A 15,677-nucleotide genomic window follows, 5' to 3' on the forward strand; every position below is an offset into this window, starting at 1 on the left:
CCGATTCTTGCGGCCGGAGACTACGGGGATGCCGGTTCGACGGCGTCCTGGATCTTCTGGAGCGTGTCAGGGCTGGCTGCGATTTCGATGGTTCCGCCGTCGGATTCCATGGTGATGACCTGGAAGCCGTACGGCACTGTCTGCTTGTTGTCGTGGCGGTCCGCCTTCCGCGGAGGCGACTCGGTGACAGAAAGCCCGGTGAGAGCCCGGCTCCGTCCGCTGGGGACCAGGTCTTCGTAGACGGCCGGCTGAAAATCGATCCTGCCGAGCGTCGGCGTAGCTACGCCCATCTGCCAGACGCCGCTCAAGGAACCCGGCAAAGAGTTCGGGTACCGCAGGAACATCAGCGACTGTCCCCGCTCATCCAGCCTTCCCTTGGTCTTCCGGAGACGCTTCTGCCCGAAGTAGGCGCTGCCCCCAAAGAACAGCATGAGAAACACAGAATTGATGACAGCGGTGTCCAGTCTTTGCCCGAGGAGCACATCAACACCCACGGCTACGATGCCACCGGCCAGCGCCGCACCACGGACACCAGGCCCGGATGTTCAGCGGCCCACTCCCTCATGCCCAGAGTCTAGGGGCGGACTCTCCCCTCCGCTATGCCTCTTCCCCGTCCGGGATCCCGTCTACGTGGTCGCCGGCCGCAATCCGTTCGGCGGTGCGCCGGTACGCCTCGGCAATGTAGTCCTCGGCGACCTGTTCCATCGTCAGGAAACGGTGCGGGGTGGGTTCATCAGTCATCGAGCCATCCTGTGTGGGGCTGCCTCTGCGCAGTCGTAGACTCGGTCCATGAGAACGGGTTGGGGGATCCTGGGACCGCTGCTGCTTGCTGCAACGCTGACCACTGCTGGCTGCAGTGTGGTCTGTCCAGCCGTCGGCTACGCCAGCATCATCACTGTCAAGGTCGAAAGTAACGCGGCCGCCGTCGACGAAATGCAGTTGTGCAGCGACCAGGGATGTTCCCAACGACAACCCGACTATGGGCCGGCAGTGCCCGTGAAATCAGTCCGGCCAGGCGTTCCCGTTTCCGCCACACCAACCCCTATCATTCCGGTCACGGCACCGACTGCCTTTCTTGGCACGAGGACCACCGTAGACACTTGGGCTTTCAGCGTCTCCCAGAGCGGGCTGCCAACGCACGTGACGGTCCGGGCTCTGGCCGCCGACCGGACCGTTCTGGCCGAACAGCAAAACGACATCTCCTGGACCAGTGTCAGCGGGTCCGAGCAGTGCGGCGCACCAGTCACCACTCCCCCGATCACCCTCAAGGTTCCGTAGCGTTCTCCCTCAGATCTGAAAGGTTTGATCAACGTCATTGCCGCACGCCATCGCCCGCAATACCGTCAATGCAGGGGGGTGTATCGCAAGAACCATCGGGGTGACGATTGAGCGGACTGGATGACTTGATGGCAGAGTCCGCCGACCGGTGGGTGAGGGCGGAACGGCGCGCCGACGGCGTCGCGGACAAGGGCCTCGGCAAAGCACTCAAGGCGTACTTCACGGTGTACCTTCCAATCGGGGTGGTGCTGCTTTTCGCCATAGGGGCGGGTCTGGCGATAGTGCTATTCCGGGATGATTGGGCCAGCCCAGCGTCCTATCTCAGTTCGGGTTTAGGTTTGGCCGCACTGGGAGTGCTGGTTGGCGGGCTTGCCTACAACTGGAAGGTTCTTGGGACCGCCGTAGATATGAGCAAGATAGAGGTGACAGGCCCGCTCAACGACGCGGAGAAGAAAGCCGTGAGGCGCGAAATACTGGGCACCGTAACCACCGACCCCACCCATCTTCGAGTGAAGCGGGCAGCTGCCGTCCAGCTCCGAAAGGCCCTGGCTACCCAACTGCTCATCGCCCCTGTGATGGTCTGTGTGCTGTTGCAGCAGGTTTCTAATCCTCGCAACCCCTTCTGGTGGCTCGCTGCAGCCTTCGGAGCCCTCTACCTGTTCGGTATGGCCTTCCTTGCTCGTGACTTCCGAAGGGCCGGGCAGTTCCTCGGCAAGACCAAGTGAGCCGTCGTCACCTCCGGTCCTCTGACGAGTCCTAGTGGTCGAGGGCTTTCCGGTCCACGGACTTCAGCGCGGCGAGCCGTGCCTCCACTTCGGTCTGCTCTCCGAGGTCGTCGAGGGAGGCGAACTGTGCGTCCAGGGATGATGCGGCGAGTTCCTGCTGGCCGCGGACCGTGGCTTCCTGCCGGCGGATGTTCTCCTCGTAGCGGCCGATAGCCGAGGTCGGGTCCCCGGTATCCAGGGCTTTGAGGGCGTCGTGGACCTGCGACTGGGCGGCGGCAACCCTGGCACGGGTGACGAGCTGGTTGCGCTTGGCGGTCAGCTCACCGAGCTTGCCGCGCATCTGGTCCAGCCCCTGTTTGAGTTTGTCGACGACCTCGTTTTGCGCGGCCAGGGCAGGCGCCTGCGCCTTGGCCGTCGATTCGGCGGACATCTGCCGCTGCAGGGCAAGCCTGGCGAGGGCGTCGAACTTGTCGGCGTCCACACCGTTCCCGGCGGCCCGGAATTCGTCCGCCTTGCGGGACGCGGCGACCGCCTTCCGGCCCCAGGTGCTGGCGTCCTCCACGGCCCGGTTGTGGTCGTCCTCTGCCATCCGGAGGTTGCCGATGGTCTGGGCGACAGCTGCCTCGGCTTCACGGATGTTCTCCGAGTAGTCCCGGACCATCTGGTCCAGCATCTTCTGCGGGTCTTCCGCGGAGTCCAGGAGGGCATTCAGGTTGGCCTTCGCGAGCTGGGCGACGCGGGCGAAAATACTCTGCTTCACAATGTCTTTCTATCGGTAGTGGACGTCGGATTCAATGTGTGCCGCACCGGCGAAAGCAGCTCGCTCCCCTGCGCGTCGTTCTGCTTTGCCGACGATTGCCCGGGTCTTGCGCCGATTAGTGGCCAAAAATGCGTGCAGGCGCTCCGCTGCGGTTGCGGGTTCACGGAATGTCAAGGAAACCGGGATATCATCCCGTCATGACCCCCTTCGTTCCGGCTGCTGTTCCGTGCGCCGTCGCACAGCCGGTAGTGCCTTTCCCCACCTCGACCAGCACTCCCAGGCTCAGGGTCAACAGGTATCAGTCGTGGGACGGCCTGAAGTGCTTGCGGGGGAACTAGCGTTGGAACCACAGGGCGCACGCCACATGAGCCAGGACGGTAAAGGGCCGGGCCGCAGAGCAGTCCTGCTGGCGGCAGTGCTCACGCTCTCTGCCGCCGTGCCTGACCTTCAGCCCGACCGTAAGCGGTTGGCTGACGCTGGCGGTCCCGCCACGGAACCATCAGACGTTCCCGCACACGCTCCCGCCCGGATCCTCGATGTGAATCCCGACGATTCGTCCCCGCTTCCCGTTTCGATGCCGTCCGTGCCCTCACGCGCGGAGATTGTTGCCGCCTATGGAAAGCATCAGGCCCGCTACTGGGGCCTTGAGGCCCCGGGCGTCCTGACAAGGCTTCCACCTGCCTCCCAGGGCATCTCCCTGACCTTCGACTTTTGCGGTGGACCCGGCGGCAGCGGCTACGACCAGGCGTTGCTCGACACCCTGCGCCAGCGGCACATTCCGGCCACGCTCTTCCTGAACTCGCGGTGGATCACCGCCAACCCGTCGACGGCGCGGCAATTGGCAGCGGACCCGCTGTTCGAACTGGCCAACCACGGAACCTCGCACAGGCCGCTGTCCACCACCGGAAACAACGCCTATGGGATTCCCGGCACCAGGAACGCCGGCGAAGTCTATGACGAGGTCATGCCCAACGATCTGTCGCTGACGGGTATCACCGGCGTCCGCCCCCGCTACTTTCGCCCCGGCACCGCCTACATGGACGACGTCGCCGCAGACATCCTCCACGCCTTGGGTGTCAGGCCTGCGGGCTTCAGCATCAACGGCGACGGCGGCGCAACCTATCCGGCCGCCGTCGTCGCCAAGGAGTTCGGCAAGGCAAAGCCAGGTGATGTGGTGATCTGCCATGGCAACCACCCGAACGGCGGAACAGCTGAAGGCGTGGCCCGGGCCCTCGACAAACTGCTCGCAGCAGGAATGTCCTTCACCCATCTGCCCTGAGCACCGTACGCAACCGCCGGCCGCCTCCTGCGCTTCGCCAGGAATGACGACGGCGTGCCACGCCTAGTCCGGCCTGCCCACCACCACCTGCGCCGGGCTGTGCGTGAGGTAACCATTCGCCCACGAGAACAAGGCCCGGACTTTCTGCTGGAATCCGGGCAACAGGGCGAGGTGGACAGCGAGCCAGGACACGAACGCCAGCGGCCCCTGCAGTTGCAGCCGCCGGCGCCCCAGCTCCGCCACCGCAGCGCCCCGGCCCACCATGGCCATATATCCCTTGTCCCAGTAGCGGAAGGGCTCCCGCGTGCCGCCGGTCAGGTCCGCGTGGATGTTGCGCGCCGCCCATTTGCCCGATTGCTGGGCCACCGACCCGAGCTGCGGCAATTTGTGGCCACCGGCATCGGTGATGTTCGCGGAGTCACCCAGCACGTAGACTCCCTCGAAGCCAGAAACCGTCAGGTCGGGTTGGACATCCACACGTCCGCCCCGGCCCTGGTTCAGCCCGGACTCCGCAATGATCCGGCCGGCCTGGAGTCCACCTGCCCACACCACGATCCGGGCAGGAATGACGGTCCCGTCCTTGAGGGTCACACCGTCAGGCCTTACGTCGCCCACGGCCTGGCCCATGTGTAACTGGACTCCCAGCTTGGTCAGGCGGTCCCGCGCGTAGGCCTGGGATTTTTCCGAGAAGGCGGCCAGCACGTTGGGAACCATATCCATCAAATGCACGTGGCAGCGTGCGGCCAGCCCCGGCGAAAAGTACTTCGGCACCAGGTATTTGACGTTCTCGGCCAACGCTCCTGCGGTCTCCACGCCCGTGGGTCCACCGCCCACCACGATGACGTCGGCCCCGGCCGCGGGCTCACGGTCGGCCTCGTCCAGCATTGCGGTGATAGCGGCGCTGAGGCGGGTGGCATCGGCTACCGAGTACAGCGGGTAGGCGTGTTCTTCGGCGCCCGGCGTGTTGAAGAAATTCGGCACCGCACCGGTGGCAATCACCAGGGCCCGGGCCCGGTAGCTGGAGCCATCCCGGGTTGTGACAGTGCGGTTGGCAGCATCGATGGCCGTCACCTCCGCCGTGAGGACCCGCACGCTGTTGATGCGCCGGAACTCGGAGCGGAGCGGCCGGGTGACCGCCGAGACGCCAATCTGGGAAGCTGCCACCTGGTAGAGCAGCGGCTGGAACTGTTGATAATTGTTCGTATCGAGCAGCAACACCCGGATACCCTTGCGGCCCAACTCCTCGGCGGCCGTTTTTCCGGCGAAACCGCCGCCAACCACAATCACCTGGTAAGAATCGTCCATTCGAGCAACATACCCCTCCCCGGTCACGAGTAACAGGGACTCCGGGCACCGGCCGGTCCGGACGGACGCCGATGCCGCCCTGTACCGGAGCTCCGCACCCAGGACAGGCAACGTCCGGCACCTAAGATGGCGGCATGGAAGACGAAGCCCTGGCGGACATTGCGGACAGGCTCTATGCCGGGGACCTCGACGGCTTCGTCGCAGCCCGGGCTGCTGCCGCCAAGGACGCGGCGGGACAAGACAAGGAGCTGGCAGCGGCCGTCCGCGCCCTGCCGAAACCGTCGGTGGCCGCCTGGGCGGTGAACATGCTGGCCCGGCAACGGCCTGACGTCCTGGCTGGCTTGTCCGCCCTGGGGGAAAGGATGCGCTCCGCGCAGGAATCGCTGGATGCCGCTGCCCTCCGTGCGCTGGCCCGTGAGCGCCGCACCCTGCTGGCTGCCGCCGTCGACACCGCCCGGACCGTCGCAGCGGAGCAGGGCCGCCCCATCAGCGGCCCAATGGCCTCGGACGTTGAGGAGACCCTGCGGGCGCTGACGGCGGATGAGGGAGCAGCCGCGGCCGTTGCGAGCGGCCGCCTGCTGAAGGTCCTCGCCGCCGACGGCGTCAACCAAGTGGACCTGGGCGGCGCGGTGGCCCTCCCCGGAACGCTCCCTGCTGTGTCATCCTCCCCCAGGTCAACGCCTCCCCCGGCTGCGCTGGACACAACGGCCGCAAGGACGCGAACGACGCCGCAACGCGCCTCCCAGCCCAGGGCGGCCAAGCCCCGCCTTGAGGCCGTGCGCCAGACTCCGCGGCCGGCCTCGCCGCCGGCTCTGGAACGCGCCAAGGCCGCCCACGCCGAGGCCCAGGCCGCGGAGGAAGAAGCCTCGCGACGTTCCGCGGACCTGCTGGCCGACGCAGAGGAGGCGCGAACCGAGATTGCGGAACTGCAGCAGGAGACAGCCGGGCTGAGGGAGAAGCTGAAGGCCGCCGAGGAACGGTTGGAGAACGCCCGCAGGAAGCTGGCCGCCACATCCGCGGAAGCGAAGCAGGCGGCACGGGCGGCTGACAAGGCGAGCCGCGCCGCAATGCTGGCACATGAACGCGTACTTCGCCTTGACAGCAACTAACCAGCCGACAACCAAGGGGCCAGCTGCCGGCGGCCGCTGTTCCTTTGTAACGTGGACACCAGCCGCAATGCCCGGCGTTCACGAGCTCGAAGGAACCCTGCAATGACAAGGTCACACCGGACATCGAAGCATGAACCCGAAACAAGCGTTGAGCTGAACCCTTTGTTCAGCCGGCCGGGGGAAGCCACCCTCTTCCCTCGTTTCACGATTCCCGAGGGCGAATCCTTGCCCCCCACGGCCTACCAGATAGTCCACGACGAGGCGATGCTGGACGGCAACTCCCGGCTGAACCTGGCAACGTTCGTCGGGACATGGATGGAACGGGAGGCGTCACAGCTCTACGCGGAAACCTTCGACAAGAACATGATCGACAAGGATGAATACCCGCAGACAGCGCTCATCGAGACCCGGTGCTGGCGGATGCTCGCCGACCTGTGGAACGCGCCGGATCCGGCGAAGACCGTTGGCACCTCCACCATCGGCTCCTCCGAGGCGTGCATGCTCGGCGGCCTCGCCCTGAAGCGCCGCTGGCAGCACCGTCGCCGCGCCGCAGGACAACCGACGGACAAACCCAACATCGTGCTTAGTTCAGCAGTCCAGGTGTGCTGGGAGAAGTTCTGCAATTACTGGGAAGTGGAAGCGCGCTTCGTACCCGTCTCGGCGGACCACCCCAAGCTGGACGGCCATGACCTGGAGCGGTACGTGGATGAGAACACTATTGGGGTCGTGGCCATCATGGGTGTGACGTATACCGGTGCTTATGAGTCCGTCGAGGAGATCTCCGCCGCCCTGGACGCTATCCAGGCAGACCAGGGCCTGGACATCCCCATCCACGTCGACGGGGCGTCCGGTGCCATGATCGCCCCCTTCCTGCAGCCGGAACTGGCCTGGGACTTCCGGCTCCCCCGCGTCGCGTCGATCAACACCTCTGGCCACAAATACGGGCTGGTGTACCCGGGACTCGGCTGGATCGTGTGGCGGGACGAGGACGCATTGCCCGAGGACCTCATCTTCCACGTCAGCTACCTGGGCGGCGACATGCCCACCTTCGCCTTGAACTTTTCCCGGCCCGGCGCCCAGGTACTGCTGCAGTACTACCTGTTCCTGCGGCTGGGCTTCGCCGGCTACAAGTCCGTGCAGGCCACCTCCCGCGACGTTGCTGTGTATCTCTCCAGGGAGATCGGGGCCATGGAAGCATTCACCCTGTGGAGTGACGGTTCCGACATTCCGGTCTTTGCGTGGCAACTCGCCGACGGCCACACCAAGAACTGGAATCTGCACCATTTGTCCGAGCGGCTCCGGATGAACGGGTGGCTTGTCCCCGCCTATCCGCTGCCCGAAGGGCTCAGCGACACCACGGTCCAACGCATCGTGGTCCGCAACGGCTTCACCCGCGACCTCGCCGCCAGCTTCCTGGCCGACCTCAAGAAGGAAGTCGCCTACCTGGACGCACTGACTGCGCCCATGCCCGCCGAGGGGCAGACGCCCGCCTTCCACCACTAGCGGCCCGGAGGACGCGCCATGTGCCGATTGTTCGGGCTGCACGCCGGTCCGCGAACCGTCCGGGCCACGTTTTGGCTGTTGGATGCCCCGGACAGCCTCACCGAGCAAAGCCGGCGCGAGCCCGACGGGGCCGGCATCGGGACCTTCGACGGGGATGGCAGGGCCAGGCTGACCAAAAGGCCGCTGGCGGCTTGGGAAGACCACACTTTTGCCCGCGAGGCGCGTGAGCTGCGGAGCACCACCTTCCTGGCCCACGTCAGGTACGCGAGCACCGGTGCACGCACCCTGGTGAATACGCACCCGTTCATGCAGGACGGCCGGCTCTTTGCCCACAACGGCGCTTTCGCCGGCATCGAACGGCTTGACCGCCGTCTCGCGGAACTGGGAGTTGCGGACCTGGTGCAGGGCCAAACCGACAGTGAGCGGCTGTTCGCCCTCATCACGGCCCAAACCCGGAGTGCAGGCGGCGACATCGGGGAAGGCATCATCCGGGCCGTCGAATGGATCTCAGCGGAGTTGCCGGTCTACAGCCTGAACCTCATCCTCACCACTGCCACCGACCTCTGGGCGCTCCGGTATCCGGCCAGCCACGAGTTGTACATCCTGGAGAGGAACCCTGCCGCCGAACCGGCCCCCGCAGCACCGCTGGATGCCAGAAGCCCCCGGATCCACTCCCGCAGTACGGATCTGTCCCTGTCCCCGCACGTCCTGTTCGCTACCAAACCGATGGACAATAGCCCGCGCTGGCGGGCCATGGCGCCCGGGGAGCTGGTTCACGTCGGTCCGTCCCTGGCGGTAACCGCAACTTTTCCGTTCCCGGAGAAGCCTGCACACCTGCTGACCCTTGCCGACCTTGAACCGTCAGCCGCCGCCTCCCAAAAGCAGTGATGTCCGGGTCCTGCGGCTTTATCGAGCTCGGGTCGGATGGCAACACGCGGGCCTGATTCCAAAGAATGTCAGACCCCGGTTGCACACTGGATTTATGGAGAACCAAGCCGTTCAGGAATTTCACGTCACCTACTTCGATGCTGACTGTGGCCGTGCCCGCGCCGAGGTCTTCGACACCCTGGTTGAAGCGGAACGCTTTGCCACCCGGCAGTGCACGGGTGAGGACAGCTGGGCCGTAGTGGACGCCGTCAGCGTCGAGCCGGTCAGAATCGCCGCCTGACACCCCCCCGAAAGAGGGCAGCAGCGTCGTGACCACCGCAGAAACGCCGCGGAGGCCGGGCCGGTGCAGGGACGTACCCCTGCCGCGTTAAAGGCGTCAGCCCGCGCGGCTGGCGGTTGCCGGCAGCGCGGGCTGACGTTGGAGTGGCGGGAGTCCACCGGCCGGGTGAGGCCGTGGGCCGCCGTCGCGGATTACTGGAACCGCGGGCTTACTGGAAGTCGGACACGGCGGGATCGGGTCCGATGCGGCCTTCGCCGCTGGCAGTCCGGTCAAGAGCGTTGATGGCGTCGACGTCGTCAGCATCCAGGGAGACCTCAAGGGCTGTGAAGTTCTCCTTGATGCGGGACTCGGTCACCGACTTGGGGATGACCACGTTGCCGATAGCGAGGTGCCAGGCGATAACAACCTGCGCCGGAGTGGCCTGGTGCTTGGCCGCGATGGACGCCACGGCAGGGTCCTGCAGCAGCTCCCCGCCCTGGCCCAGCGGGGACCAGGCCTGGGTCAGGATGCCGTTGTCAGCGCCGAACTTACGCAGCTCGCTCTGGCTGAAATAGGGGTGCAGTTCGATCTGGTGGATGGCCGGAACCACTCCTGTTTCGTCGATAAGCCGCTGCAGGCCTTCTGCGGTGAAGTTGGAAACACCAATGGACTTGACCCGGCCGCGCTTTTGCAGCTCGATCAGCGCCTTCCAGGTGTCGACGTACTTTTCCTGCTTGGGCTGCATCCAGTGGATCAGGTACAGGTCCAGGGTTTCGAGGCCAAGGCGGTCCATCGACTCCTCAAAGGCGGCGAGGGTCGACTCGTATCCCTGGTCCGCGTTCCACAGCTTGGTGGTGATGAAGATCTGCTCGGGCGACAGGCCGGAGCTGGCAATAGCGCGGCCTACGCCTGCTTCGTTGCCGTAAATCTTTGCCGTATCAATGTGGCGGAAGCCGGCTTCGAACGCCTGGCGGACAACCTTTTCAGCCACATCGTCCTCAACCTGCCACACACCGTAGCCGAGCTGGGGGATCGTGTTTCCGTCGTTGAAAGTCAAGGTAGGTGAAAGAGTCATAAGTTCATCCTGCCAAAGCCGCGGAACCACATGACCCGATTTCCCGCTCTGTCAGCCAGGCGCGTAACGGCAATATTCTTCGGCCGCATCGGGAATATTTTCGTGCCGTGGACGGAACTACTCCCCGCGGAGCCGGCGTTCGGCGTCGTCAACCTGCTGGAAGACCGCTTCAGCGCGGCGCCGGACGGACGCCGCCCCTACCGGGACCGGGCCCACGGCGAGACGAAGCATGGCGGCCGCTTCCGCGGTGGTTGCCAGTGAGTTGCCCGCTTTGGACAGGGCACGGTGCACGTCCGCCAGTCCGGCCGGAATATCCAGGCCATCACTGGGCGAACGGCGCTGGGCCTCCATGCACACAGCCCGGACCCGCTGCAACAGGGCCGCGAGGTCGTTGGCAATGCCTACCAGCTCGCCGTACAGCTGGTCGTCCTCCACCCCTTCGAGCACCTGGTGGAAGCGGTCCAGACCACGGTGGAAGCGGTCGTGCGCCCGGCGCCACAGCCCCTTGCCGAGTTCGACGTCATCTTTGCGCCCCTGCCTGGCGGCGCTGAAAAAGCCCAAGCGGAGCCTACAGGTACTGGCCGGGACCGTGGTCCGGGTCGTCACGCTGGTTGGGCGAGCCGGGCGCGGGAGGCCGTGCCCCGGCCGGGGCACGCTGGGGCTCACCGTTTTCACCGATGACGACGCCGGGCGCAATCATGGTACCCGGCGGCAGTTGGCGAAGCTGCAGCTGGGCCGCAGCGTGTTCCCGTGCCGCGTTCTGCGCCGCGATGGCCGTCTGGATGCCGTGGAACAGGCCCTCCAGCCAGCCCACCAGCTGGGCCTGGGCGATGCGGAGTTCGGCATCTGACGGGGTGGCATTGTCAGAAAACGGCAGGTTGATCCTGTCCAGTTCAGCCACCAGTTCGGGGGCAAGACCGTCCTCGAGCTCCTTGATGGAGCGCTTGTGGATGGCTGCCAGCCGCCCCCTCGCAGCGTCGTCCAGGGGCGCGGACTTTACCTCTTCCAGCAGCTGCCTGATCATGGTGCCGATCCGCATCACCTTGGCGGGCTCGTCAACAAGGTCGTGCAGGCTGCTGCGCTGCTGCCTTCCGTCCGTTCCCCGCGGGGCCTGGAGCGGCGACTGGCCGTCATCAACGGTGGTGCCTTCTACCGGGAGGTCCTCAGCTGCCTGAGTGTCATTGGGATCGCTCATGCGTTCATACTCTCATGCGGAATCCGGCCCCGGGCCACTCCATGAACGCCGCCGGCGCCTTGTCCGCTGCGGGCTCAATCAGCAGCACCTGCCCTGCGGGTTGTTGTCCTGGCGGTCCGTGCGCTCCCGCCAGAATTCCCGCTCGCCCAGGGGTGGTTCCTGGTGCCCGGAGGCCTTGTGGTGCTCCAGGTACTTGGCGTACGCATCCGCGCCCATGACACCTTTCAGGTAGCGTGCAAACCCGCGAAAGCCATTCGCCACCAGGGCGATGCCGGTACTCATCAGTGTCCTGACCGTTCCAGGCGGGCGGCGGCGGGCACCTTGTCCCACTCCGCGCCCAGTTCCCGTTCGGCCGTTGTCGGGACCAGCCCGGACGGAGCGAACACGCGGGACGGAACAAATGCGTCCTCGTTGTCCGTAGTGGCCGTGCCGGACGCCCGGTCGCGGAACGCTTTGGCCGTGGCGAGCACCGCCGTGGCGATCACAATGATGCTGAGCACCACGAAGATCACGGACAGCCAACCCTGGATGGCGGTGTTCCGAACCACGGCTTCCATGGCTGCCACGGACTTGGCGGTGCCGAACTCGGTCTTGCCGTCCGCCAGCGCCTTGCTGAACGCCGCGTTGTTGGCGAAATACCCCACGGCGGGAACGGGCGAAAAGATCTTCTGGTAGCTGGCCGTGATGGTGACCACCGCGGCGAAGGCCAGCGGCAGGGCAACGATCCACAAGTATTTGAAAGTGCCGCGCTTGGCGACGATGGCCAGGCACACGGCCAGCGCGATCGCTGCCAGCAACTGGTTGGCGATGCCGAACAGCGGGAACAGGGTGTTGATGCCGCCGAGCGGATCGGTGACGCCCATCAGCAGCACGGCACCCCAGGCCGCGACCATGACGGCAGTGCAGAGCCAGGCGCCCGGCCGCCACGAGGCTTCTTTGAACTTGGGGACGAAGTTACCGATGGAGTCCTGCAGCATGAAGCGGGCCACCCGGGTGCCGGCGTCCACCGCCGTGAGGATGAAGAGCGCCTCGAACATGATGGCGAAGTGGTACCAGAAGGCCATCATGGCTGTCCCGCCGATGAACTGGTGCATGATGTGGGCCAGCCCGACGGCGAGCGTTGGAGCGCCGCCGGAACGGGAAATGATGCTCTGCTCACCGACGTCCTTGGCGGTCTGGGCCAGGACGTCGGGGGTGATGTTGACCCCCGCCAGGCCCAGGCTGTTAACCCACTGCGCAGCCGTTTCCACGGTGCCGCCGGTCAGTGCCGTCGGCGCGTTCATGGCGAAGTAGATGCCCCGGTCGATGGAGATGGCCGCCACGAGCGCCATGATGGCCACGAAGGATTCCATCAGCATTCCGCCGTAACCGATGTACCGGGTTTGCCGTTCCTTCTCGATGAGCTTGGGGGTGGTGCCGGAAGAGATCAGGGCGTGGAAACCAGAGAGGGCGCCGCAGGCGATGGTGACGAACAGGAACGGGAACAGGGCGCCGGAGAACACCGGCCCGTTCTCGCGGCCGGCGAACTCGCTGAACGCCGGGACGGTGATTTCCGGCCGGACCACCACGATGGCCAGCGCGAGCATCACGATCACGCCGATCTTCATGAACGTGGAGAGGTAGTCACGCGGCGCCAGGAGCAGCCAGACCGGCAGGATCGCGGCGATGAAGCCGTAAATGATGAGGCCCCAGGCGATGGTGACCTTGTCCAGGTGGAAGAAGGCTGCACCCCATTCGGTGCCGGCCACGGCACCGCCGCCGATGATGGCGGCCATCAGCAGGACGAAGCCGATGATGGAGACTTCCATGACCTTGCCGGGACGCAGGTAGCGCAGGTACACGCCCATGAACAGGGCAATGGGGATGGTCATGCCTACGGAGAACACGCCCCACGGGCTTTCACCCAGGGCATTGACGACGACGAGCGCCAGGATGGCGACGATGATCACCATGATGAGCAGGGTGGCAATGAGGGCGGCGGTGCCGCCGATGACACCGAGCTCCTCGCGCGCCATCTGCCCCAGGGACCGGCCGCCGCGGCGCATGGAGAAGAAGAGGACGAGGTAGTCCTGCACGGCGCCGGCGAGGACGACGCCGATGATGATCCAGATGGTGCCGGGCAGGTAGCCCATCTGCGCGGCGATGACGGGACCCACCAGCGGGCCGGCGCCGGCGATGGCGGCGAAGTGGTGGCCGAAGAGGACGTTCCGGTCCGTGCGGACGTAGTCCTTCCCGTCTGCCTTGTACTCGGCGGGCGTGGCGCGGCGGTCGTCAGGTTTGGTGATGTAGCGTTCGATCACCTTGGAGTAAAAGCGGTAGCCGATCAGGTACGTGCAGACGGAGGCGAAAACGAACCAGATCGCATTGACGGTTTCGCCACGGACGATCGCCAGCATGAACCAGGCAACCCCGCCCAGCAGCGCGATCGCCACCCACAGCGCAATCTTGCCGGGCGTCCACTTCCGGTCTTCGGCTTCGAGCCGGGCCTCGTCCACGGCCTGCGCGGGAAGATCCGGGTCCGTCGCCAGCCCACCCTCCGCCCGGGATCCGCTCTTCCGCTGGTCCGGCATTCCGGCCATGTCTCCTCCTTGAGAGTTTTCCCACTTCTGCTACTGGGACCCTACCAACGGGTAACCCGCCGGGAACGTCCGACGGCGGCGCGGCGCCAGGCTGTGCGGTAAGCGGCGGCGAACCGGCGACGAACGAGCGGAAACCGGCCCGGGGAACACGGTGGCAGGCTGCCGAACCCGGTTCCTACCCCAGGCTGCGCCGTGACATGGGCAGCCTGGAACGGGTGAAAGCCCACGCGAGCGCCGCCCCCGTCAACGGCACCGCCGCCACGAGGACGGAAAGGTGCAGCCACGGAACCTCGACGGCGGTCCGCATGTCCGTGGAGAGGGCCAGGAGGACAGCGGGCACGGTTCCTGCCAACGTTCCCAGCACCGCCCCGATCCCGCTGGTGAACAGGGCCTGGGACCCGGCCAGGGCCTTGCGCAACCGTGGCGCGGCGCCCACCGAAGCCAGCGTGGCATGGTCTTTGCGGGCGTCTGCCATCGACAGGCCGGTGGTGATCCCCGCGGCGCTGAAGGTGATGAGCGCACTGACGGCGACAATGAACCACGTGGTCCACTGGCTGTCCTGGGAGATGCCCGGTTCAGCCCGGAATGTCATCCCCGGCTGTCCGTAGACGGATGCCGCCGCGGCCGAGGCCGCGTCCGTTTCCGCTGCTGACGGGTACCTTGCCAATTGGACCAGCAGGGCCGCAGGTTCCGGGTGCAACTCAAGCCGCTGCGCGGTTTCCGGTGACACTACGCCGTAGTAGGGGACGGGGACCACCGGTTCGAGCACTGCCGCGGCGAGCGGCGTGCTGCTGACCGTGATGAGGACGGTGCCGGGCCCTGGCACGGCCGGCTCATGGGTCCGTACGTCTTGTGCCTGCAACAGCACGTGTCCGTCGCTGACGAACGCCGGATTGGTCACCACCATCCCGCCGGCGTTTAACACGGCCAGGGCCTCCGGGGTGGCGTCCCGGCCCAGCACGGCGCGAATGTCCTCCTCGCCGCCCACCAGGACCGTCCCGTCGAAGGACGACCGAAGGGCCATCGAACCGCGGCACCGCCAATCACCTGCCTCCTTCAGCCTCCCCTGCGGCGTTCGCGGACACTCGTTGGCTTCGGGCAGGGCCAGTGAGTACTGCAGGCAGTTGGACGAGGACGTCCGGGCCGGCAACGCAAGGTCGGCCGGACCGTCAGTGCAGGTGCGGGTGCTTTCCGGGGCGGTGATGGGGTGGCTCCATTCCACCGTGCCGACGGCACCGGACACGGCAGAGGAAAGTGCGGACGCGTCCACGTGCATGGGCGGTTGCCTGCTGCCGCCGGCAGCCACCGGCGGGTCCACCACCAACGGCAGGGACGCCTGGTTTTCCAGTCCGCCCCACCAGTGCGATTGCCGCAGCCCCGCCTGTTGGCTCGCCGAGAGCACCATCGCTGCACTGGCCAGCGCAGCGGCTGCGAGTACCGCGGCGACGGCGGGGACGCTCCGTCCCCGGTTCCTGGCCGAGTCCCGTGCGGCCATCCGGAGGGGCAGGGTCATCCACCGGGTGCGGGACGTCAGGCGCAGGACCAGCCAGCCCGTGACCATGACCAGGCCGGCAACACCCAGCACCGCGCCGAGGATCAGGATACTGACCACCAGCGGCAGCTCCGCGGCCCGCTGGTCGGGATCGGCGGTGGACGTTCCCAGCAACCAGCCGGCCAGCAGGAGCCCCGCCGCAGCGACCAGCGTCACGGCACCGGCAATGG

17 protein-coding genes are annotated in these 15,677 nt (G+C 66.2%); 7 read left to right on the top strand and 10 right to left on the bottom strand.

The window, feature by feature from the left end; all coding sequences use genetic code 11:
- Positions 1–20: 20 nt before the first annotated feature.
- Both AB4Y79_RS19130 and AB4Y79_RS19135 read right to left on the bottom strand, forming a co-directional pair.
- On the bottom strand, positions 21–431 hold the full coding sequence (locus AB4Y79_RS19130) for a hypothetical protein (RefSeq protein WP_441865207.1): 411 nt from the start codon (positions 429–431) through the stop codon (positions 21–23).
- 166 nt (positions 432–597) lie between these two features.
- Complete coding sequence (locus AB4Y79_RS19135; protein ID WP_441865209.1) at positions 598–741, bottom strand: hypothetical protein; 144 nt, start codon at positions 739–741, stop codon at positions 598–600.
- Between the two features lie 48 nt (positions 742–789).
- Here AB4Y79_RS19135 and AB4Y79_RS19140 point away from each other — a divergent pair, with 48 nt between their 5' ends.
- Entirely contained in the window at positions 790–1,278 is a 489-nt protein-coding gene (locus tag AB4Y79_RS19140) for a hypothetical protein (RefSeq protein ID WP_441865212.1), read from the top strand.
- 128 nt (positions 1,279–1,406) lie between these two features.
- A complete protein-coding gene (locus AB4Y79_RS19145) occupies positions 1,407–2,003 on the top strand; it encodes a hypothetical protein (protein WP_441865215.1) in 597 nt (198 codons plus the stop codon).
- A 31-nt stretch (positions 2,004–2,034) separates the two neighbouring features.
- On the opposite strand, the gene AB4Y79_RS19150 is transcribed toward AB4Y79_RS19145, so the two are convergent.
- The gene (locus tag AB4Y79_RS19150) at positions 2,035–2,766 is read right to left on the bottom strand and encodes a PspA/IM30 family protein (RefSeq protein WP_441865342.1); all 732 of its coding nucleotides are present in this window, start codon (positions 2,764–2,766) and stop codon (positions 2,035–2,037) included.
- Between the two features lie 361 nt (positions 2,767–3,127).
- Here AB4Y79_RS19150 and AB4Y79_RS19155 point away from each other — a divergent pair, with 361 nt between their 5' ends.
- Positions 3,128–4,042, top strand: coding sequence for a polysaccharide deacetylase family protein (locus AB4Y79_RS19155; RefSeq protein ID WP_441865218.1), 915 nt, complete (start codon positions 3,128–3,130; stop codon positions 4,040–4,042).
- A 63-nt stretch (positions 4,043–4,105) separates the two neighbouring features.
- Here AB4Y79_RS19155 and AB4Y79_RS19160 read toward each other — a convergent pair whose 3' ends face one another.
- Positions 4,106–5,347: an NAD(P)/FAD-dependent oxidoreductase gene (locus tag AB4Y79_RS19160; RefSeq protein WP_441865221.1), complete on the bottom strand. Its 1,242-nt coding sequence runs from the start codon at positions 5,345–5,347 to the stop codon at positions 4,106–4,108.
- Between the two features lie 134 nt (positions 5,348–5,481).
- On the opposite strand from AB4Y79_RS19160, the gene AB4Y79_RS19165 reads away from it, so the two are divergent.
- From AB4Y79_RS19165 to AB4Y79_RS19180, 4 genes are all read left to right on the top strand, one after another.
- Positions 5,482–6,456: a hypothetical protein gene (locus AB4Y79_RS19165; protein WP_441865224.1), complete on the top strand. Its 975-nt coding sequence runs from the start codon at positions 5,482–5,484 to the stop codon at positions 6,454–6,456.
- Between the two features lie 102 nt (positions 6,457–6,558).
- Entirely contained in the window at positions 6,559–7,959 is a 1,401-nt protein-coding gene (locus AB4Y79_RS19170) for a glutamate decarboxylase (RefSeq protein WP_441865227.1), read from the top strand.
- An 18-nt stretch (positions 7,960–7,977) separates the two neighbouring features.
- Positions 7,978–8,847: a class II glutamine amidotransferase gene (locus AB4Y79_RS19175; protein WP_441865230.1), complete on the top strand. Its 870-nt coding sequence runs from the start codon at positions 7,978–7,980 to the stop codon at positions 8,845–8,847.
- 94 nt (positions 8,848–8,941) lie between these two features.
- Positions 8,942–9,127 (top strand): hypothetical protein, encoded by a 186-nt coding sequence (locus AB4Y79_RS19180; RefSeq protein WP_308928606.1) that lies wholly within the window; start codon positions 8,942–8,944, stop codon positions 9,125–9,127.
- Between the two features lie 208 nt (positions 9,128–9,335).
- Here AB4Y79_RS19180 and AB4Y79_RS19185 read toward each other — a convergent pair whose 3' ends face one another.
- The 6 genes from AB4Y79_RS19185 to AB4Y79_RS19210 form a co-directional block, all read right to left on the bottom strand.
- Complete coding sequence (locus AB4Y79_RS19185) at positions 9,336–10,181, bottom strand: aldo/keto reductase (protein ID WP_441865234.1); 846 nt, start codon at positions 10,179–10,181, stop codon at positions 9,336–9,338.
- Positions 10,182–10,298: 117 nt separating this feature from the next.
- Entirely contained in the window at positions 10,299–10,742 is a 444-nt protein-coding gene (locus tag AB4Y79_RS19190) for a hypothetical protein (RefSeq protein ID WP_441865237.1), read from the bottom strand.
- A 7-nt stretch (positions 10,743–10,749) separates the two neighbouring features.
- The gene (locus tag AB4Y79_RS19195) at positions 10,750–11,376 is read right to left on the bottom strand and encodes a bacterial proteasome activator family protein (RefSeq protein WP_308928609.1); all 627 of its coding nucleotides are present in this window, start codon (positions 11,374–11,376) and stop codon (positions 10,750–10,752) included.
- Positions 11,377–11,454: 78 nt separating this feature from the next.
- Positions 11,455–11,658, bottom strand: coding sequence for a YbdD/YjiX family protein (locus tag AB4Y79_RS19200; RefSeq protein ID WP_441865241.1), 204 nt, complete (start codon positions 11,656–11,658; stop codon positions 11,455–11,457).
- Entirely contained in the window at positions 11,658–13,955 is a 2,298-nt protein-coding gene (locus AB4Y79_RS19205) for a carbon starvation CstA family protein (protein ID WP_441865244.1), read from the bottom strand. Before AB4Y79_RS19205 ends, AB4Y79_RS19200 begins: the two co-directional genes overlap by 1 nt.
- Positions 13,956–14,130: 175 nt before the next feature.
- The gene (locus AB4Y79_RS19210) at positions 14,131–15,516 is read right to left on the bottom strand and encodes an FtsX-like permease family protein (RefSeq protein WP_441865345.1); all 1,386 of its coding nucleotides are present in this window, start codon (positions 15,514–15,516) and stop codon (positions 14,131–14,133) included.
- Between the last annotated feature and the right edge of the window lie 161 nt (positions 15,517–15,677).

Origin of the sequence: Pseudarthrobacter sp. YAF2 (assembly GCF_052113345.1) — a bacterium.
Classification (GTDB): Bacteria; Actinomycetota; Actinomycetes; order Actinomycetales; family Micrococcaceae; genus Arthrobacter.

Coding starts and splice junctions, on each gene's coding strand:
- AB4Y79_RS19165 (WP_441865224.1), top strand. CDS start 5,482: ATGGAAGACGAAGCCCTGGCGGACATTGCGGACAGGCTCTATGCCGGG.
- AB4Y79_RS19210 (WP_441865345.1), bottom strand. CDS start 15,516: ATGGTCACGGGCTGGCTGGTCCTGCGCCTGACGTCCCGCACCCGGTGG.
- AB4Y79_RS19175 (WP_441865230.1), top strand. CDS start 7,978: ATGTGCCGATTGTTCGGGCTGCACGCCGGTCCGCGAACCGTCCGGGCC.
- AB4Y79_RS19180 (WP_308928606.1), top strand. CDS start 8,942: ATGGAGAACCAAGCCGTTCAGGAATTTCACGTCACCTACTTCGATGCT.
- AB4Y79_RS19195 (WP_308928609.1), bottom strand. CDS start 11,376: ATGAGCGATCCCAATGACACTCAGGCAGCTGAGGACCTCCCGGTAGAA.
- AB4Y79_RS19130 (WP_441865207.1), bottom strand. CDS start 431: ATGCTGTTCTTTGGGGGCAGCGCCTACTTCGGGCAGAAGCGTCTCCGG.
- AB4Y79_RS19170 (WP_441865227.1), top strand. CDS start 6,559: ATGACAAGGTCACACCGGACATCGAAGCATGAACCCGAAACAAGCGTT.
- AB4Y79_RS19185 (WP_441865234.1), bottom strand. CDS start 10,181: ATGACTCTTTCACCTACCTTGACTTTCAACGACGGAAACACGATCCCC.
- AB4Y79_RS19155 (WP_441865218.1), top strand. CDS start 3,128: ATGAGCCAGGACGGTAAAGGGCCGGGCCGCAGAGCAGTCCTGCTGGCG.
- AB4Y79_RS19140 (WP_441865212.1), top strand. CDS start 790: ATGAGAACGGGTTGGGGGATCCTGGGACCGCTGCTGCTTGCTGCAACG.
- AB4Y79_RS19135 (WP_441865209.1), bottom strand. CDS start 741: ATGACTGATGAACCCACCCCGCACCGTTTCCTGACGATGGAACAGGTC.
- AB4Y79_RS19205 (WP_441865244.1), bottom strand. CDS start 13,955: ATGGCCGGAATGCCGGACCAGCGGAAGAGCGGATCCCGGGCGGAGGGT.
- AB4Y79_RS19145 (WP_441865215.1), top strand. CDS start 1,407: ATGGCAGAGTCCGCCGACCGGTGGGTGAGGGCGGAACGGCGCGCCGAC.
- AB4Y79_RS19160 (WP_441865221.1), bottom strand. CDS start 5,347: ATGGACGATTCTTACCAGGTGATTGTGGTTGGCGGCGGTTTCGCCGGA.
- AB4Y79_RS19200 (WP_441865241.1), bottom strand. CDS start 11,658: ATGAGTACCGGCATCGCCCTGGTGGCGAATGGCTTTCGCGGGTTTGCA.